This is a genomic window from Bradyrhizobium sp. SZCCT0153 (assembly GCF_018129995.1).
Classification (GTDB): Bacteria; Pseudomonadota; Alphaproteobacteria; order Rhizobiales; family Xanthobacteraceae; genus Bradyrhizobium; species Bradyrhizobium japonicum_G.
This window is the reverse complement of the sequence record NZ_JAFCKS010000002.1, coordinates 773,553-795,585: the sequence shown is the minus strand read 5'-3', so window position 1 is coordinate 795,585 and position 22,033 is coordinate 773,553. Positions and strand designations below refer to the sequence as shown.

Sequence of the window (22,033 nt, the reverse complement as noted above, 5' to 3'; positions counted from 1 at the left end):
GGGCGGCAGTGCGTGCCTCGCGTGATCCGCGCTCACCCGTGCTCCTTGTCGGCAATATCGAGGCCGTGGTCGAGCGCGTCGAGCAGCAGTTCGGCCTCGCGCGCGGAGATGACAAGCGGCGGCGCCAGGAACAGCGAAGTCTGCTCGCCGCTGGTTCCGATCACCGCGCCGGCCTCCAGGGCGCGCTCCGCGACGCGCGAGGCGATCGGCACCTCGCTCGTGTCGGCACGCCAGGAGCGCCAATCCGGGCCGTGCAGTTCCACCGTCCAGTGCAGCCCCTGCCCCGCCACACGCCGCACGCTCGGATGCTTTTCCGCGATCGCAAGCAGGCGGCGGGTAAAAAGCCTTTCGAGCGTCTGCACGTGCTCCAGAATGTTTTCGTCAGAGACGACCTTCAGATAGGCGCTGACAGCAGCCATGCTGATCGGATGGCCGCGCAGTGTGCCGTAATTCTGCCAGCTGGAGCCCTCGAGCCGCTGGACGATCGCCTTCGACACCACGACCGCAGCGACGGCAGCTGCACCACCGCCAAGCGATTTTCCGAGTGTCACGATGTCGGGACGGCTTTGGGCTCCCTGGAACGCGAACCAGCGGCCGGCACGGCCGGCGCCGGTCACCACTTCGTCGGCGATCCAGTACGAGCCAGCCTGGCGCGCACAGCGGGCCACTTCATCCTGATAGGCGCCATCGTAATAGATGCCGCCCTGCGTGTAGTCGATGATCGTTGCTGCGGTGTCCGAGAGCACGCGCGTGGCGTCTGCCAGATATTCGCTGGGCGGGGCGTTGTTGGCCGGCCCACCATAGATCGCGCCATCCGGCGCCGGGAGAACCCGCACGGGCGCCATCGGCGCCGGCAGCTTCGAGCCGCCTGAGTGCACCGCGAGCCCGCCATGCCATTGCGGCTGCACCGTCATGCTGCGAGACAGGCCGGTGATACCGTGATAGGCGCGCTCGCGTGTCGCCAGCGCCGAGCGCTGTGTGAGAGCCTGGCAGAGCGACAGCGCCATGTCGTTGGCCTCGCTGCCGCTGATGCAGAAGCGCACCGCGCCGACCCAATCCTGTTCGCCGTTGAAGGCAGTGGCCATCAGGTCGTCGGCGGCCTGCTCGCGGCCGACCCAGGTCCAGCCTTCGTTGACGACCGGCGTATCCGCCGCGCGGCGGATCGCCTCCACCATCGCGGGATGGCGATGGCCGAGGCCGCCGCCGGTGTTGCTGCCGTCAATGAGCTTGCGGCCGTCAGCGAGATGAAAGTACACGCCCTCGCCGCCGATCACAGCCATGGGTGCGCTGTCGCCCGCATTCAGCCCGGTTCGCAGCAATCTGCTCATCGCAATCCCTTCATTTCCGCGGCCACGGCGCCGTAACCACCGCCGCCGCAAGTCTCGACCGTGACGAGATCACCCTGCTGCAACACCAGGTTCGACTTGCCGTCGATCGGAACGTTTCCGCCCTGCCTGATCAACGAGATCCGACAGGCCTTGCCGGGTTCGCCGCCCTGCATGCCGAACGGAGGAATCACCATGCGCTCGATGCAGGTGGTCAGATGCATCGAGGGGGCAAGGATACGATAGGTGCGAACGACACCGTCGCCACCGCGATGCGCGCCGGCGCCGCCGGAATGCCGGCGAATGGCCTGCTGCTCGAGGCGGATGGCGTAGTTCGCCTCGATGACTTCGACCGGCGTGTTCGAGGTGTTGGACAGATGCACCCGGGTGGCCGAGATACCGGCCCGATCGTGCCGCGCGCCCTCGCCGCCGCCGTGAACCTCGTAGAGCATCTTCCACGAGCCGTTTTGGCGCGGTTCGGCGAAGAACAGCACGCCCGCCGTGGTCGCCCCGCCCGCCGACAGGCGCTCTGGAATGGTGTGCTGCATGGCGCGAAAGATCGCATCGACGATGCGCATGGAGGTCTCGTGGTTGCCGGCGGCGACGGACGCGGCCCAGCCCGGCTCCAGGATCGAGCCCGGGCGCGTGATGATGGTCAGTGGCCGTAGCGCGCCGGCGTTCTGGTGCATATCGCGCCCGCTCATGATGCGCGCGGCATAGGCCACCGCCGAGCGCGCCATGAACGGCGTCGTATTGCAGAAATTGGAGACGCGGTCGCAGCATTCGGAGAGGTCGAAGGTCGCCTCGTCACCCGCGATGGTGATTTTCACGTGGATCCGCGCCGGCGCATTGTTCTCGCTGCCGTCGTCGAGATGGTCCTCGCCTTCGTAAACACCGTCCGGCAGGTCGCGCAACGCCTCGCGCATCTCGATTTCGGAGAGATCGTGCAGGCGCGACTGCGTCGCCATGAAGACCGCCTTGCCGTGCTCGCGGCAAAGCTCGACGATACGCTTCTCGCCGGCCTTGGTCGCTGCGATCTGGGCGAGAAGGTCGCCCTCGCAGGATTCGGGATCGCGGACGTTAGCCTTGAGCAACTGCACGATCGGCGTGTTGACGCCGGCCGAGGTTGCGATAAGCACCGGCGGAATCCGCATCGCTTCCTGGAAGGTGTCGATGGCCTTTGCGAAATAGCTGCCGGGCCAGGTGCCGCCGATATCGGGCCAGTGCGCAAGGCTGATCGCAAACGCCACGATCTCGCTGTCGACGAAGACGGGCCGCACGACCTTGACGTCGTTGAGATGATTGCCGCCGAGCGCGCCGACATTGTATATCAGCGCGTCACCGTCGTTCAGGCTATCGCGCGGCACCACTTTCAGCAATTCGGGAACCGTATAGGCCATCGCGCCGAGATGGATCGGGATGTCGCGGCCCTGCCCGACCAGATCGCCGCGGCCGTCCGTGATCGCCGACGACAGGTCGCCGGCCTCGCGCAGCAGCGGCGAGCGCGCCGACCGCGTCATCACCAGGCTCATCTCCTCGGCCGCGGCGGAAAGACCGTGGCGGATGACCTCGACGACGAAAGGATCGAGCTTCATGCCGCCCTCCGGGTCAGGAACAGATTGCCTGAAACGTCCGGCCTCGCCTGCCAACCCGGCGGCACCACCACCGTCGACCACGCGTCTTCGATGATGGCCGGACCGCCGACGATGTCGGTCAACGAGGCGCGGTCGATGATGGCTGTTGCGATGTCGTGGAAGCCTTCGAACGAGCAAACGCGGCGACCGCTGGACACCGCCCTGACGGCGGTCGCCGGCCGGCTCACCACGGTCGTGGACGGGCGGCGCGCTTGCACCCGCACAGATTCGATGACGCAACTCTCGCTCGTCGCATAGCCGAAGAGCTCGTGATGCCGCGCCAGGAAGTCCTTCTTCAGCCTGGCCACATCCAGCGGTAAGGCGAACGACACCGGAATGGCGTCATTCTGCGCCGCGTAGCGCATCAAGGCCACCAGCTCGATCTGGATTTCAGCCTTGGCGATGCCATTGGCGATCAGCGGCGCCGAGGCATCTTCGATCAGCGTGTCGATGCGCTCCGACGCGCGGGCGAGATCGATGCCGTCCAGCGCCGCGCGGAGTGTCTGCTGCTGGAGGAAGCTGAAGTCGGCGGTGAGACAACCCAGTGCCGAGAACGCACTCGAGGCGCTCGGCACGACGACCTCTGCAATCCCGTAGAGATCGGCAAGACCCGCAGCGTGCATCGGACCGCCGCCGCCGAAGGCGAGCAGCATGCAGTCGCGCCCGTCGATTCCGCGCTCGACGGTGACGCGGCGGAGCGCGCGGGCCATTGTCGCGTTCGCGACCTTGACGATGCCGAGCGCGGTTTCGGTCAGGCTCAGTCCCAATGCGCGCGCAATGGGATCAATGACGTCAGCAGCAGCCTTGATATCGATCCCGATCCGGTCGCCGAGCTTCGTCTCGGGATTGAGGTAGCCGAGCACGGCATTGGCGTCGGTGATCGTAGGTTCGGTGCCGCCGCGGCCGTAGCAGGCCGGTCCCGGCTCGGAGCCGGCGCTTTCCGGCCCGACCGTCAGGCCACCCGGACCATTGCGCACGATCGAGCCGCCACCCGCCCCGATGGAATGAACCGCGAGCATCGGCTGGCGCAACGGCTTGTCGCCGAGCATGCGGCCGTCGGTCATTTCGGCCTGGCCGTCGACGATCAGGCACACGTCCGTCGTCGTGCCGCCCATGTCGAAAGTCAGCATGCGCGACGTGCCGAGCTGGCGCGCGATGCTGACGGAGGCCGAGACGCCGGCCGCCGGGCCGGACATCGCCATCACCAGCGGCCGCCGCTTCACGGCGGAGATCGGGATCATGGCGCCGGCCGAATGAAACACCTGCAGGCCAGGCCCGATCGGCAGGCGCTGCTCGAGCTCGCTGAGATATTCGACAGCGATCGGCATCGCAGCCGCATTGAACACGGTTGCCGACGTGCGCTCGTATTCGCGCGCCTCGGGATTGACCTCGTGCGACAGCGAGACGTGGGCAACGACGTCCTTGAGGCGTTCGCCGAGGATTTTTTCGTGGATGGGATTGGCATAGGCGTGAAGCAGAGCGACCGCGACACTCTGGACGCCGGTCTGCTTCAGCCAGGCCACCAGACGCCGGATTTCCGTTTCATCCAGCGCCTTCAGCACCCCGCCCTCGTGATCGAGACGCTCGACAAGCCCAAAACATCGTTCAGGCGGCACCAGCGGCGGCGATTTCGGCGGCACGTCGAGACGATAGAGATCGCGGCGGCGATAGCGCGCGATCTCCAGCACGTCGGCAAATCCTTCGGTCGCGACCAGCGCCACCTTCGGCAGCCGGCCCTCGACGATCGCGTTGGTCACGCGCGTGGTGCCGTGGACGAAGCGCTTGACCTCGCTCTTGCGCAGCCCCACCGCTTCGATCGCTTCCAGCATCGCCTGGACCGGCGCCTGCGGGCGCGACGGCACTTTCGCAATCCGCGCCTCAGCGGTATCGCGCCGGATCGCGATGATGTCGGTGAAGGTGCCACCGATATCGGTGCCGACTTCCCAGCGATTTTCGTCAGTGCTCATGTCCAAGGGTCAGTCACGGATGACGTCCGAACCGGACGCCGGGTCCTTCCCGTCCGTCGCCAAGTTCAATGCCGAGTCCAATGCCAAACCGGGAGCGCTCATCTTGCATCCCTTCTCATGCCACTGTCTGCGAGGGTGCGACAGAGCCACGGGCTCGGGAAAGGGCCGGAGTTGTCGCAATCCGCCACTCCAGCGCGTGACCGACGCCGTCGCGCCGCGGCATCAGCTGCCCATTTTGGTGCAGTGCTGCTCGCGCAAAGAGCAGGCAAACGCTAACCGTCCCACGCGAGAAAAGTGCAGCGCACCACGGGTTTTTCTGCACGAAACCCGCGAGCCTGCTGCATTGCAATCCGAGTGCCCGAGATCGACTGTCTAATTTGCAGGCGATCAACCGGCGCTGCGGACCATCCGAATGCCTATGAGCTATGCACGACGGTCGGCTCAGCCTCTCTTTATTGTACGAACAATAAGATGCGACGTGGAGGGTCGCATGGTGCGTTGCCGCCAATGCCGGCTGCGATTGTCGCGAGCAGTGGCCGCGCACCTTCGTGGCGCATCACACCAGGCTGGACTTGCCGCGGCTCAGCACCCGGCCCGCCCCTTTGTCGCCCACGATTTTGCCCTGCTCGTACACGACGCGCCCGCGCGCGATGGTGGTGACGGGCCAGCCGGTGACGTCAAACCCTTCCCAGGGCGTATAGTCCGCGCCGTGATGCAGGTCGACCTGCCGGATCGGCCTGGTCAGCCTGGGATCCCACAGCACGATATCCGCATCGAAGCCGACGCCGATCGAGCCCTTGCGCGGATAAAGGCCGTAGATGCGCGCATGGTTGGTCGCGGTCAGCTCGACGAATTTCTGCAAGCTGATCCGTCCCTTCGAGACGCCTTCCGAGAACAGGATCGGCAGCCGCGTCTCGACACCGGGAATGCCGTTCGGCACCCAGCGAAACGAGGTGCGGGAATTCGGCGTCAGCTTGCCCTTGGGATCGTCGTAGCGGAACGGACAATGGTCGGACGAAAAGGTCTGGAAAACGCCTGATGTGATGCCTTCCCAGATCGCCTGCTGGCTCTCGGCATCGCGCGGCGGCGGCGAGCAGACATACTTCGCGCCCGTGATGTCCATGTTCAGGCCCTTCATGTCGTCGGCCGTGAGCGTGATGTATTGCGGGCAGGTCTCCGCATGGACCGGCAATCCGCGCTGCTGGGCCCAGCGCACCTGCTCCATGGCCTCTCGCCCGGAGACGTGCACGATCATGATGGGGACGCCGATCACCTCGGCATGGCTGATGGCCCGATGCGTCGCCTCGCGCTCGACGGCCTGGGGGCGCGAGGTGCCGTGATAATAGGGCGCGATATGGCCTTCGCGTTCGAGCTTGGCGGTGAGGAAACGGATGGCGTCATAGCCCTCGCAATGGACCATGACCAGCGCCTCCTCGCGGCGCGCGACGTCGAACACCTCCAGCAACTGCTTGTCGCTGAGCACGAGGTCGTCATAGGTCATGAAAACCTTGAACGAGGTGTAGCCGTCCTTGACGAGAGCCGGCAGCTCCTGCCCGAGCACGACCGCGGTCGGATCGGAGATGATGAGGTGGAACGCGGTGTCGATATAGCACTCGCCCTCGGCAAGCTTGCGGTAGTTCTCGACGCAGGTCCGCAGCGAGGTGCCCTTCTCCTGGAGCGCGAAGGGCAGCACCATGGTGTTGCCGCCGGCTGCCGCCGCGCGCGTCGCCGAGGCAAAATCGTCGGCCATCACCACGTCGGGGCCTGAGGCTTGCGAGATGTGGACGTGGCTGTCGATCCCGCCCGGCAGCGCCAGCAGGCCCGTCGCGTCGATCTCGCGCGCCGCGCCCTCGATGCTGTCGGCGATGGCAACGATCTGGCCGTCGCGGATGCCGATATCGGCGCGAAACTCGTCGCTGGCCGTTACGATGGTGCCGCCGCGAATGGCGAGATCGAGCTGCGTCACTTGACCTTGAAGCACGTGCGTCTCCGTCATTTGATGATCGGCATTGTCTGGAATATCCGTCCCCACGGCGCAAGGGCCGCGATGTCGCCACCGGCGAGGCCGAGGCTTCGCCACAGCGTGACCGCAACGGAGTCGAGCACAACGATATTCAGCTCCTGCTCGAGCGAGGCCGCAAGCGCTGCGCCGTCCAGATTGGTGCAGAGGATGACGACGGCGTCGGCACCCTCCGCCGCCACCGCACGGATCATGTCCGCGATCGTCGCGGGCGCGACCTCGCCGAACGAGAAATTGTCGCGCAGGCCGAGGTGTCGCTCGACGTGTGGCGCGATACCCTCCCGTGCCCAGACGTCGGCGATGCGCCGCTGCACGTCATCCGTATAGGGCGAGACGAGCGCGACGCGTTCGGCTCGAACCGCGCGGGCGGCGTCGATGCAGGCGAGCGTCGAGGTTGTCGCCGGCACGCCGGTGCGCGCCGTGATCGCCTCGCAAAGGCTCCTGTCGCGGCCGATGCCGAGCCAGCTTGCCGACGTACCGTTCCAGGCGATGGCGTCGACCCTGGCATCGGCGAGAAGGTCAGCGGCGGGCAGCATCACCGATGCATCGAACTGACTCAGCGCTGCCGCGTCGAGCGCGATCTCGGTGACGCGGAATCGGGAGAAATGTGCGGTAACGCCGTCGACGCCGTGAAGCATGGCGCTGGTGACGGGCTCCAGCACCGAATTGGAAGACGGCGTGATCATGCCGAGACGCTTGCGCAGGACTGACATCGATCACGGACGCTCCATTGCGGGGGCGCGATTGCCCCCTCGAAAGATCATCCTTGCCGGCATCGCGCTACGCAAGCCGCAATCTGCATGCTGCATACAATTTGTTCGATATGCATTTGTTTTGAGCCACATACGTCGCCAATTTGGGCATCGTATTTGGCTGGGAGTGGATAGGATCATGCGCAGGCAGGAAGTCCGGCGTGCAGCAGAAATCCGAACCAAACCCGGGACGAAAGTCGCCCAAACTCAAGCGGATGGGCTTGCACGAGCGTGCCGCCACGCGGATGCGGACGATGATCATTCGCGGCGAGTTGCCGCCGGGATCGCAGACCCAGGAGACCAAGCTGTCGAAGTCGCTCGGCGTGTCGCGCACCCCCTTGCGCGAAGCGATAAAGGTGCTCGCCGCCGAAGGATTGATCGAGCTCCGTCCCAACCGCAGCCCGCGCATCGCCGATATCGCGGTCGGCGGGATCTCGGAATTGTTCGAGGCGCTGGCCGGCATCGAGCGACTTGCCGCAGAGCTCGCCGCGGAGCGCGCCACCGAGCGCGATCTTGCCCGCTTGCGCACGCTTCAGACCCGGATGGAGGGTCATCACCGTAACGGCAAGCTCGACGACTACTTCGCCATCAATGGCGAGATCCACAACACCATCGTCCGTATGGCCCGCAACACGCCGCTACGCGAGGCGCATGAGACGCTGATCTCCCGCGCCGAGCGCGCGCGCTACCTCGCACTCGGTGCCGACCGCCGCTGGAGCAATTCCGTCGACGAGCACGCCGGTATTCTTGCCGCGCTCGAGGCGCGCGACGGCGAGGCGGCCGGCCGCCTGCTCGGCGCTCATGTCGCACGCACCGGCACGGCGCTGCTCGAAGTCCTCGCCAAATCCCAACCCAGGCGGACGGCGTCGCAATCATGAAGCTTCTGCTGCTCAACCCGAACACCAGCACCGAGGTCACCCGGCTGATGACGGGCGTCGGACAGCGCGCGGCGTCCCCCGGCACCGAGCTGATCCCCTGCACCGCGACGCGCGGTGTGCCCTATATCTCGACTCGCACCGAGGCCCAGATCGGCGGCGCGATCGCGCTGGAGATGCTGGCCGAGCAGCAGCGGAACGTCGACGCTGCGATTATCGCAGCCTTTGGTGACCCAGGCCTGTTCGCCGCACGCGAGACCTTCGACATTCCCGTGGTCGGCATGGCAGAAGCGGCGATGCTGACGGCGTGCATGGCCGGGCGCCGCTTTGCCATCGTCACTTTCGCACAGGCCCTTGGGCCCTGGTACGAGGAATGCGTCCGCGCCCACGGGCTGTGGGAGCGCTGCGCCGGTATCCGCATGCTCGATACGCCGTTCCAAGCGATCTCCGAGGTCGGCACCGAAAAGGAGGATGTGCTCGTCGAGCTCGCGCAACGTGCGATCGTCGAGGACGAGGCCGACGTTCTGATCTTCGCGGGCGCCCCGCTTTCGGGTCTCGCCGAGCGCGTCGCCCACCGGGTCCCCGTCCCTGTGGTTGATCAAGTGGCGGCCTCAGTGAAGCAGGCCGAGGCGCTGGTTGCGCTGCGCCTGCGCAAGGCCACCGCGGGGACGTTCCGAAGGCCTGCTGCCAAACCGACCATTGGCCTGGCCGAGGTGCTCGCCGCCCGGCTCGAGCATCGCGACAACCAGTGAGAAGGGTCTGACGATGCGAGCGGTACGATCGGTTTTCAGTTGCACGGCTGGCGGCAGACCAGGGCACGAGACTTGCTTTCTCTCCGAGGAGAACGGGAGGCAGCACCATGGCTGAAACGCAAGGCGGCCGTTCGCTCGTCGTCGACGCGGTGACCCACCGCTATCCGAGCGGCGCGCTTGCCGTCGAGAACATCAATCTCGACATCAAGGGCGGCGAGATCATTGCGCTACTCGGCCCCTCCGGCTGCGGCAAGACCACCCTGCTGCGGATCATCGCCGGCTTCATCGCGCAGAGCCAGGGGCGGATCATCATCGGCGACGACATCGTCGACGCACTGCCGCCGAACCGCCGCGCCGTCGGCATCGTGTTCCAGAACTACGCACTGTTTCCACATCTCTCGATCAGCGAGAACGTCGGCTACGGCCTCGCCGCCCGCGGTGTCGATAAGGCGACGCGCCAGCGCGAGGCCCAGCGCCTGCTCGAACTGGTGCAATTGCCGACAATGTCGGAGCGGCTGCCGCGGCAGCTTTCCGGTGGCCAGCAGCAGCGTGTCGCACTCGCCCGCGCGCTCGCGATCAAGCCGTCGATCCTGCTGCTCGACGAGCCCTTTGCCGCGCTCGACAAGAACCTGCGGCTCGACATGCAGATCGAGGTCAAGCGGTTGCAGCGCGTCTCCGGGATCACGACGTTGATCGTGACGCACGACCAGGAAGAGGCGTTGTCGATGGCCGACCGCGTCGCCGTGCTCAGTCATGGCAAGCTCGAGCAGTTCGGGTCGCCATCGGACGTCTATGATCGTCCGCAGACGCTGTTTGTGAACACCTTTGTCGGCGCCAGCAACCGGATGCCCGGCGTTGTGGTATCGGCAGACCGAACCGCTGCAAAGGTGCGCCTCGACGCCGGCGCGGAGATCATCGCGCGGCCAGCGGGCGGCGCCCTGACCGAAGGCGGCCGCGTCACCGTCTGTATCCGGCCCGAGCATCTGCAATTCGTCGGCGACGAGACCGGCTTTGCCGGCGTGGTCGGCATGTCGCTGCCGCTAGGGGCCACCGTCGTCCACGAGGTCACCACCGCCGACGGCTCCGGCGTCAAAGTTTCCCAGGCGCGTATCGGCGAGACGCGCGCGCTGGAGAGCGGCGCCGCGGTGCGCCTCGCACCGCTCGCCCCGTCGCTCGCCAACGCCTTTCCTGCAACGCTTTAGATCCAGTCTTTGTCCAAAGGGAGTTCGAACATGATCATGAACCGCCGAAGCCTGATGACGACCGCACTCACCCTCGGCGCCATGAAGGCGTTTCCCGGGCTGAGCTACGCCCAGGCCCGCCCACTGGTGTTTGCAACCTTCACCGGAAGCTGGGAGGAAGCGCACAAGGCCGTGCTGGTGCCGGCGTTCCGCAAAGCCAGCGCCGACGCGGCGGTCGTGCTCGATCCGATGCTGTCGGTCGACCAGATCGCCAAGGTCAATGCGGCCAAGGCCAATCCGCCGATCGACGTCATGCTGCACGATCCTGGTCCGGCGCTTGTCGCGATCGGCCAGGATCTGGTCGAGCCGTACCCGGTCGAGAAGAGCGCCTATTACAAGGACCTGATCGCCGAGGCGCAGGAGCCGATGGGCCCCGCCCCGTTCTTCCAGGTCGTCGGCCTCACCTACAATCCCGAAACGATCAAGACGCCGCCGACCTCCTGGGCCGATCTGTGGAAATCCGAGTTCAAGGGCCGCGTCGGCATCACCAATCTGAACTCGACGCTCGGCACCGGCTGGCTGGTCGAGATCGCCAAGATGCGCGGCGGCTCCGAGGCCAATGTCGATCCGGGCTTCAAGGCGCTGGAGGAGTTGAAGCCCAATCTCGCCGCCGTGGCCGCCAATCCCGGCGCGCTCGCGACCCTGTTCCAGCAGGGCCAGATCGACATCTCGCCCGGCAATTTCAACGCGATCCAGATCCTGAAAGCGCGCGGCGTGCCGGTCGAGTTCGTGGCGCCGAAGGAAGGTGCCATCGCCTTCAAGACCACGATCCACATCGTCAAGAACTCGCCCAACCGCGAACTCGCGTTCAAGCTGATCGAAGCGTCGCTGACGCCGGAGGTGCAGACCACGCTGATGAACCCGCCTTATCTGATCGTGCCGACCAACTCGAAGGTCAAGATGGGCGGCGAGATCGCGCGCGTGCTGGCCAAGGATACCGCCGAGCTGAAGCAAAAGTTCGTGTTCCAGGACTGGAAAAAGATCAACGAGCAGCGCTCGGCCTGGATCGAGCGTTTCAACCGCGAGATCAAGATCTAGCGCCATGGGCACAGCACCGGCATCACGGGACGTGACGTCCTACGGGATGGGATTGGCAGCGCCGCTGGCGCTGTTCTTCCTGGTCTTCTTCGTGGCGCCGCTGCTGCAGCTGCTCTGGCTCTCGCTGCACAACGACACGGCCGCGCTCCATTGGGGGTTCGGCCAGTACCTGCACTTCCTCACCGATCCCTTCAGTTTAGGGGTGCTCGGCTCGACGCTGCTGCTGGGGGCCGAGGTGACGGCCGTCTGCCTCGTGCTCGGCTTTCCCATCGCCTGGCTCTACCAGCGGGTCGGGCCGCGGCTGCAGACCATCATCATCCTGATCGTGCTGCTGCCGCTCCTGACCAGCGTCGTGGTGCGCACCTTCGCCTGGATCGTGATCCTGGGGCGCCAGGGCATCATCAATGCGACGCTGCAGTCGCTCGGAATCATCGATACGCCGCTGAAACTGCTCTATACCCAGTTCGGCGTGGTGATCGCGCTGGCTCAGGTGCAGATGCCGCTGATGACACTGCCCCTGATCACCGCGCTCGGCCGGATCGACCCCAATCTCGACGACGCCTCCTGCTCGCTCGGCGCCGGGAGCTGGCGGACCTTCTTCAGGGTCGTGCTGCCGCTGTCGCTGCCCGGCGTGATCGCCGGCTGCACGCTGACCTATGCCGCCGCGATCACCGCCTTCATCACCCAGTCGCTGATCGGCGGAGGGCAGATGCTGTTCATGCCGATGTATCTTTATCAGCAGGCGTCCACACTGCAGAACTGGCCGTTCGCGTCCGCGATCTCGATCATCTTCCTGCTCGCCGTGCTCGCGGTCGTCTCCGTCTTCACCACGCTCGGTCGCATGTCGCGCGGCTATGGAGGCGCGTGATGAGTGGGCGCAAGCGCACCCTGGAAGCGATCAGTTTCGAATTCGTCATGACCGTCATCGCGATCATCGCGTTGATCATCATCATTGCACCGTCGCTGGTGGTCCTGATCGTCTCCTTCACCAGTGGCTTCTCGCTGCGGTTCCCGCCGCCGGGTTATTCGTTGCGCTGGTACGCCGAGCTCTGGGATGCCTGGCAGCTCCACTTCGCGGCGAAGAACAGCCTGATCGTCGCGCTTTGGGCAACGGGCCTGTCCGTCGTGCTCGGCGTTGCGGCGGCACTTGCGATCTCGCGATCGCGGACGCTGTCGGCGCGGCTGCTCGATTCCCTCTTCATGTCGCCGCTGGTACTTCCGGCGCTGGCTTTCGGTCTCGCCGCGCTGATGTTGTTCTCGCTGGTCGGCCTGCCGGTGTCGCCGCTGACGCTGGTGATCGGCCACGCCGTGGTCTGCGTCCCCTATGTCGTGCGCAACACCGTTGCGGCGCTGGCCCAGCTCGAACCGACCCTGCTCGAAAGCTCGGCGGTGCTGGGCGCGAGCCGGCTCTACACGTTCCGCCGCATCGTGCTGCCGCTGATCCGGCCCGGCATCATTGCCGGGGCCTTCATCGCCTTCATGTCGTCGTTCGACAACGTGCCGGTCTCGCTGTTCCTGCGCGATGCCGCAACCGACATGCTGCCGATCCGGATGTGGCAGGACCTCGAAGGCAAGCTCGACGTCACCATCGCAGCACTTTCGAGCGTGCTGATCATCGCGACGGTCGCGATGGTCGCGGTCATGGAGCGCGTCACGGGACTGTCGCGGCGGCTGACCAACTGATCAGGCGCCGCGGAACAGCGAATAGCCCCAGCGCGTGAATTTCAGCGGCAGATGAAAATGCTCGTCGACGTGCTTGATGCGGAAGCGGAACGGCGTCACCGTGAGAAAACCGTCGCCGTCGCCAAAGAACTCTCCGAGATGAAACAGGACCTCGTACTCGCCTGCCGTCACACCAGCGCCCTGGACAATGGGATGATCGAGTACACCATTTGCGCCGAGCCGCCCGTCGGCGACGCGCGAGGAGTCCGGATCGATCCGCCATATCTCGACGCGCAGCCCCTGCGCGGGACGTCCGCTCGCCACATCGACCGCGTGAATGGAAATGCCGCCTGCCACAATGTTCCTCCCGTGAGCGCAGCGCCATGGTAGACGCAAACCTGGCCGCTCGGCCAGCGTCCGCTTTGCTGCCGGCGCTCGGAGCAATGACCTGGCTTCAGGCGCTGGTGGCGCTGGCCTTGTTTGCGCCGGGCGTGGTGGCGCCGCGCGCCCATATCGAGGTCTGGCAGCTCTCGATGTTCTCATGCGCGGTGTTCGCCGTCGGCATCCCCGCCTCGTTCTGGGGCGGCGGCTTCATCGCGCGGCTCGGATCGCTCCGGATCGCGAGCCTGTGCGCGGTGGCCATCGTCGCCAGCATGGCGCTGGCCTCGCTCGGATCGACCGCCGCGCTGCTTGCAGCAGGCCTCTGCCTCGGTCTTGCCATGGGGCCCGAGACGCCCGCGAGCGCGGCGTTGCTGGCGCGGCTCGTCACCGCCGAGCGGCGCGCCTTCGTGTTCTCGGTGCGCCAGACCGGCAACCAGATTGGCGCGGTCTTCGGGTCGCTGGCCCTGCCCGCACTCGCCATCTCGTTTGGCCCCGCCTGGTGCTATGCGGCCGTCGGTGCCTGCGCCCTTCTGGCGATCGCCCTGTTCGAATGGCTGCGGCCGGCCTATGCCGGCAGGATCGTGCCGCCGCCGAAGCTCGATCTGCGCGCGCGGCTGGCGCTGGTGACCGCGGACCGGCGGATCGCGATGCTGGCGCTGGCCTCGATGCCGTTCAGTGCGATGCAGGTGTCGCTCAACACCGTCTTCGTCACGCTCGGCACCCGCGAGCTTGGCCTCAGCCACATCGAGGCCGGGATGGCGCTTGCCTGCGCGCAGGCCGGCGGCCTGGTCGGCCGGCTCGGTTGGGGCTATGTCGCGATGCGCCTCGACGCTTCGCGCATGGTGCTCATCGTCATTGGCCTCGGCATGGCCATCTGCGCCGCGCTGCTTGGCCTCGACGGCGCATCGCTCGGCCGCCCCGGTCAGTTTGCGTTCGCCGCATTGTTCGGCCTGACGGCCTCGGGGTGGAACGGTGTCTTCATCGCCGAGATCGCGCGCCTCGCGCCGCAGGACCGGATCGGCGAGACCACGGGCGCGGTGCTGACCGCCTCCTATTTGGGCCTGCTGGCCGCGCCGGCGCTGGTATCGATCCTCGATGGTGCAGCCAGCCTCGGCGCGGCCTTTGTCGCCTTGGCCTGTCTTGCGCTGTGCGGCACATTGGCGCTGATCTGGGGGGACCATGACAAAGCCGGCAGATAGCGCGCGGGAGATCGCAGCCGACGTTACGGCCGGGCGGACGAGCGCCGTCGAGACAGCCAGGGCCGCGCTCGCCCGGATCGAGGCCGGCAAGGCGTTGAATGCGGTCGTCACGACCGATCCCGCCCGCACACTCGCCGATGCCGCCGCGGTCGACGATCGCCTGCGCGCCGGCGGGATGATGCCTCTCGCCGGTGTCCCCGTCATCGTCAAGGACAACATCTGGGTCGGCGGCTGGCGTGTAACGCAAGGCTCGCGTCTGTTTGCCGATTTTGTCGCGCCACGCGATGCCATCGCGATCGAGCGGCTGCGTCGCGCCGGCGCGGTCGTTGTCGGCATAGGAGCGACATCCGAGTTCGCCAGCAAGGGCGTCACGACGTCGCCGCTGTTCGGGCCAACGCGGCATCCGCAAAATCCCGCGCTGACGCCGGGCGGCTCTTCGGGCGGACCCGCCGCAGCCGTCGCAGCCGGCCTTGTGCCACTCGCGATCGGCACCGATGCCGGCGGCTCCAGCCGCAGGCCCCCGGCCCATGTCGGCGTCGCCGGCTTCAAGCCGTCCTTCGGCGCGATCCCCTATGGGCCCGGTTTCGCCGAGCCATTCTTCGGCCTGTCCGTCATTGCGCCGATCGCCATTGATGTCGGCGATATCGCCCTGGCGTTCGAAACCTTGGCCGGCGACGATCCGCGCGATCCGGACTCGGCGAGCATCGCGCAAGATGCCAGGGACATCTCCAGCCTGCGCATCGCGTTCTCGCCGCGTCTCGGGCTCGACGTCGCAGTCGACGATGTCGTCGCAAATGGCCTCGCCTCCGCGATTGCGCGTCTCGCCGCCGCAGGTTTACCTCTCGCACGACGCGATCCCGTCTGGCCGCCGGATGCGACGGAAGACGCAATCATGCCGCTTCAGCACGCGGGCCTTTCCGCTCTCTACGGCGATGCCTTTCGCAAGGATCCGGCCGCTTTCGATCCTGATATCGCCAAACAGGTCGAACGCGGTCTCGCCTGGTCAGGCAGCGATGTCGCCCGGGCGCTGGTCGCCAGCACGTCGATCGCCCATGCTTTTGCGACTTTCTTCACCGAAACCGACCTGCTGCTGGCCCCGACGGTGCCCTGCGTCGCCTGGCCGTTCACCCAGCTCGGACCCGACATGATCGGCGGTCGCCCGGCGAGCCCCCGCGGGCACGCCGTATTCACGCCCTTCGTCAATCACGCCCGGCTGCCGGCGATCTCGATCCCCTGCGGGCGTGATAAGGCCGGACTTCCTTTCGGCCTCCAGATCATCGCCCGGCGCGGACAGGACCGCACATTGCTGTGCGCCGCACGACATATCGAGGCGCTGCTGCGGGTGTAATTCACGTCACGAAAGTCGCCCGCAAACGCCGCCAGCCGATCACGATGCCGGTGACGGAGAACACCAGGCCGAGTGCACAAAGCCCGACGATCAGGACGTCGCGCAGACGCGGATGCGCCATGAGGACAGGGAAATCGAGCGTGTGCAGCGCGCTGTAGAACCAGCGATAGGCCCGCCGGGAGGCGTCCAGCCGTTGCAACAGGCTGCCGTCGGCGCCGTCGATGTCGAACCAGAGATCACCGCAGCGGGAGCGGTAGACGGGCGCGCCGGGAACGATGGACTGGGCGGGGTAGTCGTCGTTATCAGCAAGGACGGAGGGTGCGCCGCAGCCGGCCGCAAGGCGCGCGGTCAGCCTCTGGACCTCGTGCACATCCAGAAATCCCGCAGGCCCCGCGCGGGGCGCCTCTTCCGCCTCGATCAATGTCTGACCATCAAGGTCGATCCGATCCCGCCGATAGACATTGCCGTTGAAGACGAACCATTCGATTTCGCGGGCCGACGGCGATAGCGGCTGCTGACCGAACGATGAGGCCGCCGTCCAGTCCGGCCGGGCATTCATCGCGCCGGCTTCGGCTGCGGTCAACTGCCCGCGCGAGAACAGCCTCCCGTGATCCATGGAGAGCCAACCGCTGAAGATCCAGGTCAGGACGAACGTCATTGCCGCAAGGCCCATGAGATGATGGAGCGCGTGCCAGCCACGATAAGGCGACGACACCTTGTACCTGCGCAATTTCACCCGCGCGATCCCGAGCACCGCGCCGAGCACCGCCGCACTCAAGGCCAGCAGCGACAAGGTCCAGACCACGCGATCCCACAGCGGCCAGTTGCTCCTCAAAGCCGTCGGATAGATCCAGTGCAGCACGCTGCCGACGAGATTCCAGCCTCGTTCCTTCCGCGTCGTATCCAGGACGATCTCGCCGGTCAGCGACGAGACATAGACCTCCGTTCCCGCGGCATCGCCCAGGGCAATGCGAAACAAGGGCCGATGGCGGTCAAAGCCGTTCGGCACGCTCCATTGGTCATAATCCGCGTGGGCGAGGATCATCGCCCGCGCGGCGTCGAGCCCGCGCCGGCGGGCGTGGTCTTGCGCGATGGCCAGCGCAATATCGGACGAGGCGACAGACGCGCCGGCTCCGTCGGAGGCGTGGACTGCGCCTGTGCGCGATGGTCCTGAGACGATATAGACCGGCCCGTCGCTGCGCTGGACCAGGCGAACGCGGCTGGCATCGGCAATTCCGGTCGCGGTCACGGCATCGGCGACCGAGATCCTCACCTGCGCGCGATCCAGCGGCACGAGTCCGGCAAAGCGTTCCGTTTCCGCCAGCGACGGAAACGGAACGAAGTGCATCACGATTCCGCTCGCGAACCACATCGCGAACAGGAGACAGAACGCGATCCCGAGCCAGCGATGCAGCAGGACGATCGCGCTCATCATGCGGTCAGCGCCTCACCATTTGAACGCGGCCGAGAGCTCGTAGGTGCGCGGCGCACCCAACAGGATCTGATCGGGATAAAACGGGTCGCCCCAGATCGCGTAGCGCTTGTCGGTGAAGTTGCGCACCCGGAAAGTCAGGCGAGCCTGGTCAACCGCATTGAAGATCGTCCTGGGGATATCGACGAAGGCGTAGACATCGCCGACGGTGTAGGCATTCATGGTCACGGTGTTGGCGTCGGTATTGTAGCGGTCGCCGACGTGGCGGCCGGTGATGCCGACCTCCACCGGCCAAGGCGTGAAGAACCGGTACGATGCGCCGGCATTGGCAACGATGCGCGGCACGTTCGGCGGCGTGTTGCCGGAGAATGTGCCACCGACGAAATTGTAGTCGGCGTAGCGGGCATCGACATAGGCGATATTACCCCAGAGCCGCAGCGGCTCGATCGGGCGCACCGAAGCGGCAAGTTCCATGCCCTTCGACTCCTGCCGCCCGGCGATGTTGAGCGCCATGCCGCCGGCGGCCGCGTAGACGTTCTTGCGCTGGATGTCGTAAGCGGAGAACGACCACTCCGCCCGGTTGTCCCAGAACAGATGCTTGACCCCGGTCTCATAGGTACGCGCAGTCGTCAGGTCGAGCGGCTGGGTGGGCCCAAGCAGGAAGATGTTGTTGGCGGAGATGTCGGCGCCGGTGGCGTACTGGCTGAAGAAGGTCAGGCCCGGAACGGCCTCCCAGGTGTAGCCGATACGGCCGGTGACCGGCGTCCAGGATTTCGAGAACGGAAAATTCGCGTTCTCCAGACCGTTGACGTCGGTCGAGTTGCGATCGAGCCCGATATGCTCCACACGGAGACCACCAACCAGCGCGAAGCTGCGCGTGAGCTTCAGCCGGTCCTCGAACGACAGCGCCTCGTTGTCGATACGCGCGGTCTGCTGCTTGGTCGTCAGCAGGCCGTAGAAGCCGCGGTTCGGATCAACGAGATCAACGGAATCGCCGGGAAAATTCGCGGCACCCGGCCTGACGAAGTCGAGGTAGCTCGACGACAGCGTCGTGACGAGACGATTGTCGAAGCCTGCGATGTTCGCATCCCAGGTCAGGTCGGTGATGTTGCCGACCAGACGCTGGCTGTGCGCCACATAGAAGCGGCTGCGATCAACCGTGTTCGTCGCGGTGTTGAACGCCTCGACCTCGTTGTTGAACCAGGAGCGCTCGGCGCCGTAGGCATAGGCCTGGCTCTTCAACGTCAGGTCGGGGGCAAGCTTCAACTCGAAGCCACCACGCAGCCAGACCTCCTGCGCCACGTTGCGATTATCGAGGACGTTGTAGTTGGTGTTGAAGGTGCGGTCGTCGATCGTGATCGACCCGAGATTCGACGGGTTGAAGCTCGAGACATAAGTGCCCGAGACGATGCCTGCCGTCGCGTGCGAGCCGCTGAAGGCCACCGGCACCAATGGCGCGCCCCAATAAGCCTTGGAGCGGTCTTCCCGGTACTCGATCGCGCCCCAGACCTTGAGGCTGTCGGAGATGCGGTAGTTGAGCTGACCGGAGACGTCGAGGGTCCTGGTGTTGGTATCGTCGGCAAAGCCGTTGAGCGAGGAGCGGCTGATGTCGAAGCGATAGTCCAGCCCCTGCACATTGGTGCTGCCGCCGGACCCGTAATGGGCGCGGAACGAGTTCAGCGAGTCCCAGGAGAAATCGGCTTCGCTGCGGATCGGCCCCGTAGGCGGCTGCTTGTTGACGAAGTTGATCGCGCCGCCAGCGGCGCCCTCGCCCGAGATCAGCGAGGCCGGGCCCTTGAGGATTTCCACAGCTTCGAGATTGGCGGTGTCCATGATCCGCGAGGTCATGTTCTGCGGGCCGATCTTGATGCCGTTGTAGAGCGTGTTGATCTGGCTGTTGGTGAAGCCGCGCATCGAGAAGGCCGAGGGTTCGGCCGGATTGTCGCCGGCGGTGACTCCGACGGCGCCTTGCGCCACGTCGGAGACGGTGCGGTAGCCCTGATCGCGCATGGTCTCGGCTGAGATCACCTCGACGGTGGCGGGGGTCTCCCGCACGGTCAGGCCGAGCCGCGAGGCGCTCTCCGCCACCGCGTTGCTGTTGAGCGGTGTCGGCGTTTGTTCCGGCGCTGCCGCACCCGGCACCGTGGGCTTTGGCTCTGCCGCTGTGCCAGCGGACCTGCGCGATGAGGCGCGGCGTGCGGTTTGCCCCTCGCGACCGGCTGGCCTCGCCTGCCTGCGGGATTGGGCCGGCGACACCTCAACCGGCGGCAGGGGTTCGCGGGCCTGCTGCGCGACGACAGCGGGCAGGTCGGCGGCTGCGAGCGATGTGAGAGCAGCGGAAGCGAGCAGGAAGCGGCGCGGTCGTACAATACGGATGGAAGACACGGCTTTGGACCTCGGTGTGACGTCAGTGGCACGTCACAGCGAACGAGGTCTCACCCTGGGCCTGTCAGCCTTCCGATGAAGCCGAATGTCTGTACTCCCCGACCGACATCTTCGCGTGTGACCACGGCTGACGGCAGGTCTCCTGGCTCGCGGGTCATTACCTTCCGTCGCCTTCCCGGGACCGAGATACCCAGTGGCTCGTGACGCAAGATTCGCCGCTTACAGTTGCGGGGGCAGCCACGGCATTGGGGACAAATTCCCCGCACCGCATTCCCTTTTCATCCCCTCTCGGGGAAACCGTCGCGAGCATCTAGGATTACGATCCAGACAGAGTCAATGTGCCAGTTGCGGCGTTATTGCCACAGCGACCAACTTCCTTGGAGATAAGCATGGAAGGCGAGACCTTCCTCTGGCTGATACGGCATGCGCGCGTCGACGGCATTCCCGGGACGATCCATGCCGCCGACGCGCCGGCCGATCTTGGCGATCGCGCACAGTTGGAGGCGCTGCGACAGAGACTGCCACGCGACGGCGCGGGCTATGCCAGCCCGGCGCGCCGCACGGTTGAGACGGCGCGCGCACTGGGACTCGAACCGGTGCAGATGGCCCAATTCGGTGAGCAGGACTTTGGCGACTGGACCGGCCGGCGGCACGACGATCTCGCAGCGGCCGGCGGCGAGACCTATGCGCGGTTCTGGAGCGATCCGGCTTGCGAACGGCCGCCCGGCGGCGAAAGCTTCGAGGATCAGGTCGCGCGTGTCCGGACGGGACTGTCGGGGATCGGAACCGGGGCCGCGACGCTTGTCGTGCATTCCGGCACGATCCGCGCGGCGCTGTGCGTCGCGCTGGATCTCGCGCCACAAGCGGCCCTGCGCTTCGTGATCGATCCGCTGTCGCTGACCCGGATCGACCGGCTCGCAACCGGCTGGCGCGTCGTGTCCGTCAATCAGCGAATGGTTTGAGCCGGATCAGGCTGGACGATCCGGCACATTGGCCTGCGCAAACGTCGCCATGTCGTTGTGGAGGGTGCAGGCCGACCGCACCAGCGGCAGCGCGATCGCGGCGCCCGATCCTTCGCCGAGCCTGAGATCGAGGCTGATCAGCGGCTGCACATTCAGCGCGCGCAGCACCAGCCGATGCCCCTGCTCCGCCGAGAGGTGGGAGGCGAGCTGGAACGGCTGGCACGACGGATTGAGCCGCGCCGCGACCAGCGCCGCCACCGACACGATGAAACCGTCGATCAGCACGGGAATGCGCGCTTGCGCGGCCGCGATGATCGCGCCTGCGATCGCTGCGATCTCGAGACCGCCGACGGCACACAGTATCTTTTCGGGCGATGCGCCCGCAACGCCATGGCGGGCTATCGCAGCGTCGATCACCCGCGCCTTGTGCGCCCGGCCGGCCGCATCGACGCCGGTGCCGCTGCCCGCGATCTCCTCGGCGCTCACGCCGAGCAGGCTGGCTGCAATCGCCGCGGACGTTGTGGTGTTGCCGATGCCCATCTCGCCGAAGATCAGAAGATCGGGCTGCCCGGACCGCGCGCGCATGACCGCTCGTCGGCCGGCTTCGAAAGCAAATGCCAGCTCTGCAGCTGCGAGCGCGGCCTCGACGCTGAAATCACGCGTGCCGCGACGCGGCTTGTCGGTCACGATGCCTGCCGTCTCCTCCTGCGCCAGCGTGCCGACGTCGACGACCTCCAGGCTGGAGCCAAGCTCACGCGCCAGCACCGAGATCGCGGCGCCGCCGGACGCAAAATTCGCCATCATCGCGATGGTCACTTCTTGCGGATAGGCCGACACGCCCTGCGCGACGATGCCGTGATCGCCGGCGAAGATGATGATCGGCACCCGCGCCGCGCGCGGCTGTTCGGTCGCCTGCAGGCCCGCAAGCTCGATCGCGAGTTGCTCGAGCCGGCCGAGCGCGCCGGTTGGTTTCGTGAGTTGCGCCTGCCGCGCGATCGCCGCCTCGCGGTGGACCGCCGAGATCTCGGGGCATTCCTGGGAGACCCATTCGGGGAGCATC

At 66.3% G+C, this 22,033-nt stretch carries 18 protein-coding genes and 1 riboswitch; of the genes, 9 read left to right on the top strand and 9 right to left on the bottom strand.

The annotated features are described in order from the left end of the window. Positions 1-32 precede the first annotated feature (32 nt). From JQ572_RS11390 to JQ572_RS11370, 5 genes are all read right to left on the bottom strand, one after another. Positions 33-1,328, bottom strand: coding sequence for an aminotransferase class III-fold pyridoxal phosphate-dependent enzyme (locus JQ572_RS11390; protein ID WP_211383094.1), 1,296 nt, complete (start codon positions 1,326-1,328; stop codon positions 33-35). Further along, positions 1,325-2,920, bottom strand: a complete 1,596-nt coding sequence (locus JQ572_RS11385) for a hydantoinase B/oxoprolinase family protein (RefSeq protein ID WP_211383093.1) — start codon at positions 2,918-2,920, stop codon at positions 1,325-1,327. Before JQ572_RS11385 ends, JQ572_RS11390 begins: the two co-directional genes overlap by 4 nt. Further along, complete coding sequence (locus tag JQ572_RS11380; protein ID WP_211383092.1) at positions 2,917-4,926, bottom strand: hydantoinase/oxoprolinase family protein; 2,010 nt, start codon at positions 4,924-4,926, stop codon at positions 2,917-2,919. Before JQ572_RS11380 ends, JQ572_RS11385 begins: the two co-directional genes overlap by 4 nt. Before the next feature lie 556 nt (positions 4,927-5,482). Further along, a complete protein-coding gene (hydA, locus tag JQ572_RS11375) occupies positions 5,483-6,892 on the bottom strand; it encodes a dihydropyrimidinase (RefSeq protein ID WP_211383543.1) in 1,410 nt (469 codons plus the stop codon). A gap of 26 nt (positions 6,893-6,918) precedes the next feature. Beyond that, positions 6,919-7,659, bottom strand: a complete 741-nt coding sequence (locus tag JQ572_RS11370) for a maleate cis-trans isomerase family protein (RefSeq protein WP_211383091.1) — start codon at positions 7,657-7,659, stop codon at positions 6,919-6,921. 200 nt (positions 7,660-7,859) lie between these two features. Between JQ572_RS11370 and JQ572_RS11365 the strand changes: the two genes are divergently transcribed. The 6 genes from JQ572_RS11365 (at position 7,860) to JQ572_RS11340 (ending at position 13,287) form a co-directional block, all read left to right on the top strand. Then, a complete protein-coding gene (locus JQ572_RS11365; protein WP_211383090.1) occupies positions 7,860-8,576 on the top strand; it encodes a GntR family transcriptional regulator in 717 nt (238 codons plus the stop codon). Beyond that, positions 8,573-9,325: an aspartate/glutamate racemase family protein gene (locus JQ572_RS11360; protein ID WP_211383089.1), complete on the top strand. Its 753-nt coding sequence runs from the start codon at positions 8,573-8,575 to the stop codon at positions 9,323-9,325. The genes JQ572_RS11365 and JQ572_RS11360 overlap by 4 nt, the downstream gene beginning before the upstream one ends. 107 nt (positions 9,326-9,432) lie before the next feature. Beyond that, positions 9,433-10,527 carry an ABC transporter ATP-binding protein gene (locus JQ572_RS11355; RefSeq protein WP_211383088.1) on the top strand — a complete coding sequence of 365 codons (1,095 nt, stop codon included), beginning with the start codon at positions 9,433-9,435 and terminating at the stop codon, positions 10,525-10,527. 30 nt (positions 10,528-10,557) lie between these two features. After that, the gene (locus tag JQ572_RS11350; RefSeq protein ID WP_211383087.1) at positions 10,558-11,604 is read left to right on the top strand and encodes an ABC transporter substrate-binding protein; all 1,047 of its coding nucleotides are present in this window, start codon (positions 10,558-10,560) and stop codon (positions 11,602-11,604) included. 4 nt (positions 11,605-11,608) lie between these two features. Next, positions 11,609-12,472 (top strand): ABC transporter permease, encoded by an 864-nt coding sequence (locus JQ572_RS11345; protein WP_211383086.1) that lies wholly within the window; start codon positions 11,609-11,611, stop codon positions 12,470-12,472. Further along, positions 12,472-13,287, top strand: coding sequence for an ABC transporter permease (locus tag JQ572_RS11340; RefSeq protein ID WP_211383085.1), 816 nt, complete (start codon positions 12,472-12,474; stop codon positions 13,285-13,287). Before JQ572_RS11345 ends, JQ572_RS11340 begins: the two co-directional genes overlap by 1 nt. Here the strand turns inward: JQ572_RS11340 and JQ572_RS11335 are convergent, their stop codons facing one another. Continuing rightward, the gene (locus tag JQ572_RS11335) at positions 13,288-13,623 is read right to left on the bottom strand and encodes a hydroxyisourate hydrolase (RefSeq protein WP_211383084.1); all 336 of its coding nucleotides are present in this window, start codon (positions 13,621-13,623) and stop codon (positions 13,288-13,290) included. Between the two features lie 26 nt (positions 13,624-13,649). On the opposite strand from JQ572_RS11335, the gene JQ572_RS11330 reads away from it, so the two are divergent. Together JQ572_RS11330 and JQ572_RS11325 are read left to right on the top strand one after the other, a co-directional pair. Further along, the gene (locus JQ572_RS11330) at positions 13,650-14,846 is read left to right on the top strand and encodes an MFS transporter (protein WP_211383083.1); all 1,197 of its coding nucleotides are present in this window, start codon (positions 13,650-13,652) and stop codon (positions 14,844-14,846) included. Then, positions 14,827-16,194: an amidase gene (locus JQ572_RS11325; protein WP_211383082.1), complete on the top strand. Its 1,368-nt coding sequence runs from the start codon at positions 14,827-14,829 to the stop codon at positions 16,192-16,194. Before JQ572_RS11330 ends, JQ572_RS11325 begins: the two co-directional genes overlap by 20 nt. Before the next feature lies 1 nt (position 16,195). Here the strand turns inward: JQ572_RS11325 and JQ572_RS11320 are convergent, their stop codons facing one another. Together JQ572_RS11320 and JQ572_RS11315 are read right to left on the bottom strand one after the other, a co-directional pair. Beyond that, positions 16,196-17,629 (bottom strand): PepSY domain-containing protein, encoded by a 1,434-nt coding sequence (locus JQ572_RS11320; protein ID WP_211383081.1) that lies wholly within the window; start codon positions 17,627-17,629, stop codon positions 16,196-16,198. A 12-nt stretch (positions 17,630-17,641) separates the two neighbouring features. Next, the gene (locus JQ572_RS11315; protein WP_211383080.1) at positions 17,642-20,011 is read right to left on the bottom strand and encodes a TonB-dependent receptor; all 2,370 of its coding nucleotides are present in this window, start codon (positions 20,009-20,011) and stop codon (positions 17,642-17,644) included. A 115-nt stretch (positions 20,012-20,126) separates the two neighbouring features. After that, positions 20,127-20,328, bottom strand: a riboswitch (cobalamin riboswitch). A 72-nt stretch (positions 20,329-20,400) separates the two neighbouring features. On the opposite strand from JQ572_RS11315, the gene JQ572_RS11310 reads away from it, so the two are divergent. Further along, positions 20,401-20,973: a histidine phosphatase family protein gene (locus tag JQ572_RS11310; RefSeq protein ID WP_211383079.1), complete on the top strand. Its 573-nt coding sequence runs from the start codon at positions 20,401-20,403 to the stop codon at positions 20,971-20,973. Positions 20,974-20,979: 6 nt separating this feature from the next. Here JQ572_RS11310 and cobT read toward each other — a convergent pair whose 3' ends face one another. Then, a complete protein-coding gene (cobT, locus tag JQ572_RS11305) occupies positions 20,980-22,032 on the bottom strand; it encodes a nicotinate-nucleotide--dimethylbenzimidazole phosphoribosyltransferase (protein ID WP_211383078.1) in 1,053 nt (350 codons plus the stop codon). Position 22,033 lies beyond the last annotated feature (1 nt).

Bases quoted from the DNA above. Each gene is read 5' to 3' on its own strand.
- JQ572_RS11390 (WP_211383094.1), bottom strand. From the start codon at position 1,328: ATGAGCAGATTGCTGCGAACCGGGCTGAATGCGGGCGACAGCGCACCC.
- JQ572_RS11385 (WP_211383093.1), bottom strand. From the start codon at position 2,920: ATGAAGCTCGATCCTTTCGTCGTCGAGGTCATCCGCCACGGTCTTTCC.
- JQ572_RS11380 (WP_211383092.1), bottom strand. From the start codon at position 4,926: ATGAGCACTGACGAAAATCGCTGGGAAGTCGGCACCGATATCGGTGGC.
- JQ572_RS11370 (WP_211383091.1), bottom strand. From the start codon at position 7,659: ATGTCAGTCCTGCGCAAGCGTCTCGGCATGATCACGCCGTCTTCCAAT.
- JQ572_RS11360 (WP_211383089.1), top strand. From the start codon at position 8,573: ATGAAGCTTCTGCTGCTCAACCCGAACACCAGCACCGAGGTCACCCGG.
- JQ572_RS11355 (WP_211383088.1), top strand. From the start codon at position 9,433: ATGGCTGAAACGCAAGGCGGCCGTTCGCTCGTCGTCGACGCGGTGACC.
- JQ572_RS11350 (WP_211383087.1), top strand. From the start codon at position 10,558: ATGATCATGAACCGCCGAAGCCTGATGACGACCGCACTCACCCTCGGC.
- JQ572_RS11345 (WP_211383086.1), top strand. From the start codon at position 11,609: ATGGGCACAGCACCGGCATCACGGGACGTGACGTCCTACGGGATGGGA.
- JQ572_RS11340 (WP_211383085.1), top strand. From the start codon at position 12,472: ATGAGTGGGCGCAAGCGCACCCTGGAAGCGATCAGTTTCGAATTCGTC.
- JQ572_RS11330 (WP_211383083.1), top strand. From the start codon at position 13,650: ATGGTAGACGCAAACCTGGCCGCTCGGCCAGCGTCCGCTTTGCTGCCG.
- JQ572_RS11325 (WP_211383082.1), top strand. From the start codon at position 14,827: ATGACAAAGCCGGCAGATAGCGCGCGGGAGATCGCAGCCGACGTTACG.
- JQ572_RS11320 (WP_211383081.1), bottom strand. From the start codon at position 17,629: ATGATGAGCGCGATCGTCCTGCTGCATCGCTGGCTCGGGATCGCGTTC.
- JQ572_RS11310 (WP_211383079.1), top strand. From the start codon at position 20,401: ATGGAAGGCGAGACCTTCCTCTGGCTGATACGGCATGCGCGCGTCGAC.
- cobT (WP_211383078.1), bottom strand. From the start codon at position 22,032: ATGCTCCCCGAATGGGTCTCCCAGGAATGCCCCGAGATCTCGGCGGTC.